General features: G+C 53.7%; 2 protein-coding genes. One reads left to right on the top strand and one right to left on the bottom strand.

Annotated features, from left to right (window positions below; all coding sequences use genetic code 11):
• Positions 1-306: 306 nt before the first annotated feature.
• The gene (locus BOW52_RS15965; RefSeq protein ID WP_078485077.1) at positions 307-5034 is read left to right on the top strand and encodes an NACHT domain-containing protein; all 4728 of its coding nucleotides are present in this window, start codon (positions 307-309) and stop codon (positions 5032-5034) included.
• Between the two features lie 721 nt (positions 5035-5755).
• On the opposite strand, the gene BOW52_RS15970 is transcribed toward BOW52_RS15965, so the two are convergent.
• Positions 5756-8119: a hypothetical protein gene (locus tag BOW52_RS15970; protein WP_078485078.1), complete on the bottom strand. Its 2364-nt coding sequence runs from the start codon at positions 8117-8119 to the stop codon at positions 5756-5758.
• Positions 8120-8203 lie beyond the last annotated feature (84 nt).

Here is an 8203-nt window from a genome sequence, read left to right on the forward strand (position 1 = left end):
CTTCTTCGTCGTTCGCTCCCGCTCTCAACTACGAATAGGCAGACGGCGTCGACTATCGCGGACTAACCGCCTTCGCTTCGCTATCCATGGCGGTCAGCGCAAGTCAAACGGGCGATCACATTTGCGCCGGGAGATACTATCTTCAAGGCCGTCGTCGACCAGATCGCCGAAGCCTCCCGAAAACCGGAGTTCGATGCCTCCCCCTACGAACTCGCGATTGCCACATCCCGGTCCTCGCAGAAGATCCACGGTCCGTATCAGGATGTTCTCACCTGGGCTCGTCAAATCGGCGATGCAGCCACGTTCGTGGCTCGTATCGAACGAAAAGGATCGGCGAATGACGACATGCGGCGCATTGTGCGCACGTTCAAGACGCATTTGGGAAATGCCGACGTTTCGACCGATGACGAGAATGTCTGGCGGCTTCTGCGTCGCCTTCATATCCTCATCTTTGATTTCACGGCCCCCGGTTCGGCTTCAAGGGACTTGGCGCTTGAGCGTGCCGTCTCCGTGTTGCATAGCGACGACGCGTCACGCGGAACCGAACTGTGGTCTGTTCTGATTGATTCAGCGATCGAGACCGCCGCCAGCGGAGGTGATCGTAACCGCGAGACCCTTGCGAGCGAACTCGGCCGAAAATCCTTCAGGTTATCTGGAGAACGCCGCTTTAGCTCAGCGCGTGCCGCCATTGCGGAAGCATCGCGGCACGCTCTTGACGACATACACGACCGCGTCGGCGATGCGATGCTCACGCGGCATGCTCAGGTCGCCGAGGTTCGAGAAGCACTCGAACGCGGGCGCTACGTCGAGATACGCGGTGACACCGGTGTTGGAAAGTCCGGGGTACTGAAGCATTTCGCACGGCAAACCCAAGACGAAACGCAGGTACTCGTATTGAGTCCGACTCGAACGCTTCCTGGTGGCTGGCTAGCCATGCGCGGAACTCTCGGCTTCGACGGGTCCGCTCGGGAGCTGCTCTCGGATATGGCGGGCAACGGCGCAGCAATAGTCTTTATCGATAACCTGGACTTCTTTGCCGAAGATAAACGAACGACAGTACGGGACCTTGTTCGCGAAGCCGCGGAGATACCTGGCGTATCCGTGATTGCAACGGTGCGGCGCGATTTCGGCAAAGATGAACAGAACTGGCTGCCGAAGGAAGCACTTTCTCGCCTGGGAAGTGCGACCCCAGTCGTAATCCAAGAGCTGGGAGATGTAGAGGTAGACGAATTGCGCTCGCTGGCTCCCGGTCTAATCTCATTGCTCACCGAATCACACCCTGCACGCGATGTGACACGAAACCTCTTCCGGCTGGATCGCCTTGCAAGCCTCGGCGGCGACGAACCCGTGCCGCGAACTGAATTCGAGATGGCGCGGCAATGGTGGCTGCCTGCCGACGGTCATCAGGATACCACGCACCGAGAGCGCCGCCGGCTGCTAAAGAAGCTTGCCGAATGGGCTATCTCTCAAGTGGAGCCATTCGACGTGAGCGACGAGCCCGCGCCGGTCGTCGATGCACTGGTTGCCAGCGAGACACTGCGTGACCTTGACGGCGATAAGGTTACTTTCCGTCACGATGTACTGCGTGAATGGGCGATTGCGAACCTGCTGTACGATGATCTGTCGTTGATCGATACGCTACCCCTGCAATATCCTGCGCCGTCGGCGCTCGCGCGGGGCACCGAGCTCGCGGCACGTGCAACCCTTGAGTTTGCCGCTGACAGCGCGGGCTGGCAATCATTGCTCGAATCGCTCAGCCGAGACGGCATTCACGGCTCGTGGCGCCGTGCCGCGTTGCTTGCGCTCGTGCGTTCCGAGCGTGCTGAAGACCTGCTGCAATCCACCTCGCCACATCTCTTTTCGGATAACGCGCGCGTTCTTCGTGAGCTTCTGCGGACAGTCATTGCTGTTGAGGTGCAAGCGGCCAACCCTCAGTTGACGGCTCTGGGGCTTGATCCCGGTATGATACCGGCAGGTCTCAGTTTTCCGATCAGCCCTTCGTGGCTTCGCCTGATCGGCTGGCTGCTTGCGCTTGGCGACGCACTTCCCAACGCAGCGATTCCTGATGTCATGGACCTTTACACGACGTGGTCGAGCGGGATGCTCGGCCAGGACTTCCTCACACCCTCGATCTTGCATTCTCTTTATCGCTGGCTGACAGAGATCGAATCTGCCCGCGAGGGCAGAACGTTCAAAGACTTTCGCACACCGTTCGGCGGCGAGATCGAGGATGAGCAGCTTCGCACGCTGGAGTCCGAACTTCGAGCCTATTTTCTAGTGTTCAGCAATCGCGTTCCGGAACTCGCCGCGCAGTATCTTCGGGAACTGGGACAGCGCCGCCATAGCAAGGAAGCAAAATTTGGCGTTGTTCAGTCCAGTGGAACGCTTGCGCAAGCAGCGCCGCATGAACTCGCTGACCTGTCACTGGCAACACTCATCCCGGAACCTGATCCTGACGACAAACAATTACGCGAAGAATACCGAAGGCCTTTCGACTGGCACGATAGCAAGCTCCTTCCAGCATCCCCGGCGCAGGGACCATTCTTCGCGCTGTTAACGCACGCTCCGGCGGACGGGAAGAGAGTTGTGGACCGGCTCGTAGAGCGCGCCGTCTCCTTTTATACCGAGGGACAAGATCCTGGCGACAACGCAATTGATATAGAATTTAACGGTGACGTGCGTCGCTTTCCCTGGATACGCACCTATACATGGTCGCGGGAGGGCGGGGGTAACTACTGCCTGTCTTCAGCGCTCATGGCGCTCGAAGCATGGGCACATCACAGGATCGAAGCCGGGGAGGAATTCGAGACTGTGCTTGCCGACGTACTCGGCCCAACGGGCTCGCCGGCCGCCTACTTACTTGTTGCCGTCGATCTCATACTCTCGCACTGGCCGAAATCCCGCGAGGCCGCAATACCGTTTCTTGCGAGCCCCGAACTCCTGTGTATCGATCGTCAGCGTCTCGCCCACGACGACTTCGAGATTCCTGACATTTTCGGCATCAAGGATCTACAAAAGGAACCCAAGGGAACAGTCGATCTGGACAGCCTGAAGAAGCGTCCCTCAAGGCGTGCATCCCTTGACAACTCGCTCCGGCATTACGCGGTCTTCGACCCTCCGGAACAAAGGGAGAAACTTGCCGGGCTTCTACGCAAGTCCGCAGAACATCTCGGCCAGCCTGAGGCAGCTTCCGACTTCGGCGATCCGGCACTAATGGCCGTACATGCTCTGAATCAGATTGATCCGGCCAACTGGACAGAAATACAGGTAGAGCTTGAGGACGGATCAGTCGGAACCGGACATCAGTATGTCCCGCCACCAGCTGAGGCCGCGCATTTCGCCGCATTCGAAGAGACCGTCAGGAACAACACCAAAACGGCGAACATGCAGGCGTATCTGGGACTTATTCTCGATAAACCGACACGATCATCGCCGGAAGCCGCTGCTGCGGCCGTACATTGGGCGCAGGACAACGAGTCTGTCCCCGAGGATGGTGAAGAAGACGCAGTATGGATGCATGAGCAGGCGATTCTAGCGGCTGCGATGAGTGCGATGCGTGACGGGGACGACACGCTGAGGCGGGAGAGCGCCAAATGGGCGCAGGGTGTTTTCACGCAAGCCCTTTCGCAAGAAGAGGACCACGTGCATCGGGTTCGTGGCGGGATACGCTTTAACCCGCCTGCCATTGCCTTCGTCGGCATGGTTCATGCCGTGAAGCACCGCGTCACGACACTGAAGCTCCGGGATCTGCTCGACACCGCGGCCAGCGGTAACCCGGCCGTCGCACATGGGCTTCGTGCGTCTACCGCTGCGGTCGCAGACATCGACGAACGCCTGCCGCGCGCCTTGGTGCGTTGTGCCTTCGCATCGTGCGTTCGGCCGAATACGCGCTGTGATACACCGGAGGGCGAAGCCGAAGAATTATCGAAGCGCCAACGCGAACGCATGGACGGCGTCCTCCAAGCCGAAGCGGACTGGCTCGCCGGCACAGGCGATGAGCCCGACTGGCCAGATTTTCCACTGAAGATGAAGCGAACTCGCCGTGTCTTTCGATTACCCGGCGGTCGGGCGGAAGCTTCACCACCCGTATCGGAACAAATGCCGGCCGACATATATGTTGACCACCAGTCTGCGGCACTCTGGTTAAATGGAATCAGCAGCCTGTTTGACGTGACGGCAAATCCCTGGCTGTGCGAGATTGCAGTCCGCTACATGTCATGGACTGCAGGTGCAAACGGTGCGAGTCTGGAAGCGCATGAAGACGTCACCAACACACCTCATGAGTGGAACAATGCGCTCCTACAATTGATCGCGATTTCTCTGCCGGGCATGACTATGCCTGAAATACGCCAGCAATTCGTAGAGCCTATATGCTCTCTCCCCGATGAGCCATTTTTCGATATTCTCGCGCTGCTTCTGAGAAGAATTGACGAGGTGTACTTCAACGATACCATCCTCGACGAATCCATCGCACTGGAGTTGCATGCCGCATTCGCGGACAGAATGATGCAGGCAAGCGGCTGGTGTTATCTCGCCGGAAAACGAAGCGCGTCAGTGGAGCTTCACATCAGCCCCGCTATCAGCACTCTGTTTTTCGGTGAGAGTGGCTTCACCGTACAGCCCAGGAGCTACCTGCTACCCAAGGCTGTAGACCGCCTCGGCCCGTTCTTGCCAGTGCTCAGCAAGCTCATTTACAGCGCTCCATCCCTTCCAGTTGCCACTGCCACAGTTAACCTACTGGAGGTATCTCCCAGACCCCAGCATCTAGCCTTCGCCATCAATGCCACCAAGACGTGGCTGGAAGCCTTTCCAGATGACAGCGACTTCTGGGTCGATTATGGAATCGGGCGTCGGATATGCGCTTGGCTCGAAGCTGTATTGTATCAAGACTCCGATCTTCTCACGTCCACAAGCCCCCTGCGCAACGATGTTGTTCGAACCCTATCCGCCCTGGTCAGTCTCGGTATTGCTGAGGCCCACCGCCTTGAAGAGGCCATGACTGCCACGTCCGCAAAAAGCTCGAAGGAAAATTAATGCACTAGCCCCTTAAATACCCTAAGGCCCGACAATCTATTCGATATGCCCTCTCTCAATTCGAGACAGCCTAAACTTAGTTGAGCTTGAGCATCCGCGAAGGTCCAGTTCTGGCCAAATCTGCTTTGAATCATCACGCACCATTATATCCAGCTTACTAACTCGCTAAACGATTAAAGGAAAAATCATAGCAATTAGCTGTTAGGTGAGCTTCCGAGTCGAAGCGGACGTTGTATCACATTTAAGAAAATTACATCTATTAACCCAGAGTGGTCGTGTGCATAGCGCAATCTGTCAGGTATTGCTACAACTGAGCTAATATCATCGCGCGTGAAGCCCCCCTTCAGACCTGACGTAACAGTAGAGAGCACAAATGAAAGTACTCTCTCACACTTTACTGTAACCTGTGACAAAGATATCGTCTGGAGCATCTTGCCCTAGGAGGTTTTTTTCCGGACTATGTTCCGCTTCTCGATTGACCTCTTTCTGACATCCCTGAAGAGAGATTCATAGTGCTTTCACTTAGTGCATCGCATCCTAGAAGATATTCGAGCATCCATGCAGGCTTTTGAAATAATCAAACAACGCCAGAATTCTTCCTCAGACTCAGCGTCACACATTTGATCAAACCAACGCTTAGCCCTAGGGGAGTCGCTATTTTTGCGAGAGTTTGTTTTGGGCATCCAAGCCCAAGCAAACAGCAAAAACTTCACGCGACCGTTTATGCCTGCGGCGCCCCGACTTCATGTGCAACCTTTGCCTTTATTGCTGCTTTGCCTGTAATTCCTGCGTCGTTCAAGTAATCCTCTATAACATCAATAAATTGTAGTGACTGCACAGAGAAACCAGCAACAGTGATCGCGTACGCTTGATCTAGAGTCGATGAGTTATTAGCGCGCTCTTCGACAAATGCCTTAATGAATTTTTCGGCTCCAAACCGTTCTGCAGCGTTCACCTCACGGCATAGAGCCTCATCATTTATGGAACTGAGCAGGCGTTGACACCAAAGTTCACTCATAGGCACTGATGGCGCGCTTGCCCAAATCGCTTGATGTTCAAGCGTGAGATCATCCCCTAGTGCATAGGTTACAAAACCTTGCGTATTTATAGCCTGCTTGAAAAGAGTCACTGCCCTCTCCGGCATGTCTTTAGAAACGAGATTTGCGACAACAAACATGAAGTTCTTTAGCCACATACTGTCAGTGCTACTCGCCTGTTTCAGAGCTTCGAGTATCTGAGACATAATCATAGGTTCTGCTTCGACGATCATTCTTAAGTCGCTAATAGTCACATGCTCGACAAAGAGCCGCGCATCTGACGCCTCCAATCTCTTGAAGAAGGTATCAGAGATCTCATGTAGGCACTTTTGTCTCATGTCAAAATCGTCTGCCATTCTAGACATTTGCTTAATCGCTTTATGATGAGGAAAACGCCCATAGTCACGACATAATTCATCGAGAGAAAGAATTGGATATGAAGCCGTCTCTATCGTTGAGAGTGTAATATCTACAGCAGGAAGAATCTGATTCTTGGTCACTCCTATTGCGCTGTTTAGGAGGAATAGAAAACGGGAAGCTAATTTCTTGGTTACTTCCTCACCAACGTGGTTCGCAGCGGGTAACCACATTTCTAGTTTTATCCTTTTAAGCATCTCATCAAAATCCAGCTCTTTGTTAGCACAAGCTTTGACTAGAAGGAAGGAGCCAAACCACTTCTCATAAGTACTCGTATCAGCGTCATGTGCAGACCAATCGCTTTGGACATGCGCGTCTCTGAACACCTTTAAATTATTATGTATAGCTAGATCGAAACAAATTGCCCGAAGCTTTGATGATTTCGCTTCACGGAAGTGCAATATAAGGGATTCCAATTCTAATGTTATTGGCGTATTTCCGTACCGTGAGGCTACCAGCGCACCGTATGCGGCAGCGTAGTCGCTCTCCTCAACTGCAGCTTGTAGTACGTCTAAGATGCTCCCGCTTAGCTGTTGTTTCAGGCTGGGAATAACATTTAAAAGGCAGTCTGATCCGAAAGACGGATTAATTAAGCAGTTGAGCTGTTCGGATGGTGTCAGACAAGGTGCGATATACTCGAACAGAAACATCCGGAGAATATCTTGCTCGCGCTCTGGAAGTGCATTGACCATATCGGCATCAACCATCCGAGCAATTATGTTGGTTGCTAGGCCGGGAGTTATCAAGGGCGCATATTCGAGACCATTAAAGATCAGTTGTCGCAATGGAAGACCGGTACGACTAAGCAAATCAGCCAATAGTTGCCGAGTTTTCTTCACTGCAGTATTTGGTTCAAATCGACAAGCGAATGGCAGGAAGTCCCGGTAGAGGTAGTCCTCTCTGCTTTGCCCCATCGCTTGCATCATATTGCCTTGATTGATGGCACTAAATTCTCGTAATCCTTCGTCCATATCGATGGGACGGTATAAATCTGGATCAGCGACACGTGATTGGCGCCACTCATTAGGTGATGGTGGCTTCCAATTCTGCCAGTCACCTCGCAGTTTCTCGGCTATTTCTACGGCTTTTGTTGCATCAATATCCACCGTATTGAAGGTTGTCAATTGTTGGAATGCGTTGCGGGCAGACCAACTGTTCTGATCAAGAGAGAGGCCGATGCCCAGAGCAACAAAACTATTAACAAATCCTGTGAGAGGGTGGCCAGCAAGAAGTTTTAGCGCCAGGGTGAAGAGGCTATCAGTATCTCCAGCAACCTCCGTCATCTGGTCTAGGATGCTCTTCTCGTAAGGAGAGAGCGATGCAAGAACGGTCTGAATGCCCTTCTGCGTCATTTTTAGCCGTTTAAGGTCTTGCTCTTTATCTACCTTCGGATACCGGTTTGTCTGGTCTCTTGCGTCTTTATTGTAATAATTTAGCCAGCTCTTAATAAAAGTCTCGGCCACAGGCCACCCTGCTTCGGTGGCAGCGATCTCAAACGCAGCATGGATGAACCAGTTTTGATTCAGGCGCTGCCCTCTTTCGAGAGTAAATGCTGCTAGTGAGCTGAAAAGCTCAGCGGGCTGACTCCTTGTAATCTCGACGAATTCGTCGAAACGCCCGCTGACCGCCATGGATAGCGAAGCGAAGGCGGTTAGTCCGCGATAGTCGACGCCGTCTGCCTATTCGTAGTTGAGAGCGCGAGCGAACGACGAAGA

This window comes from Solemya pervernicosa gill symbiont, assembly GCF_002020875.1.
Lineage (GTDB): Bacteria > Pseudomonadota > Gammaproteobacteria.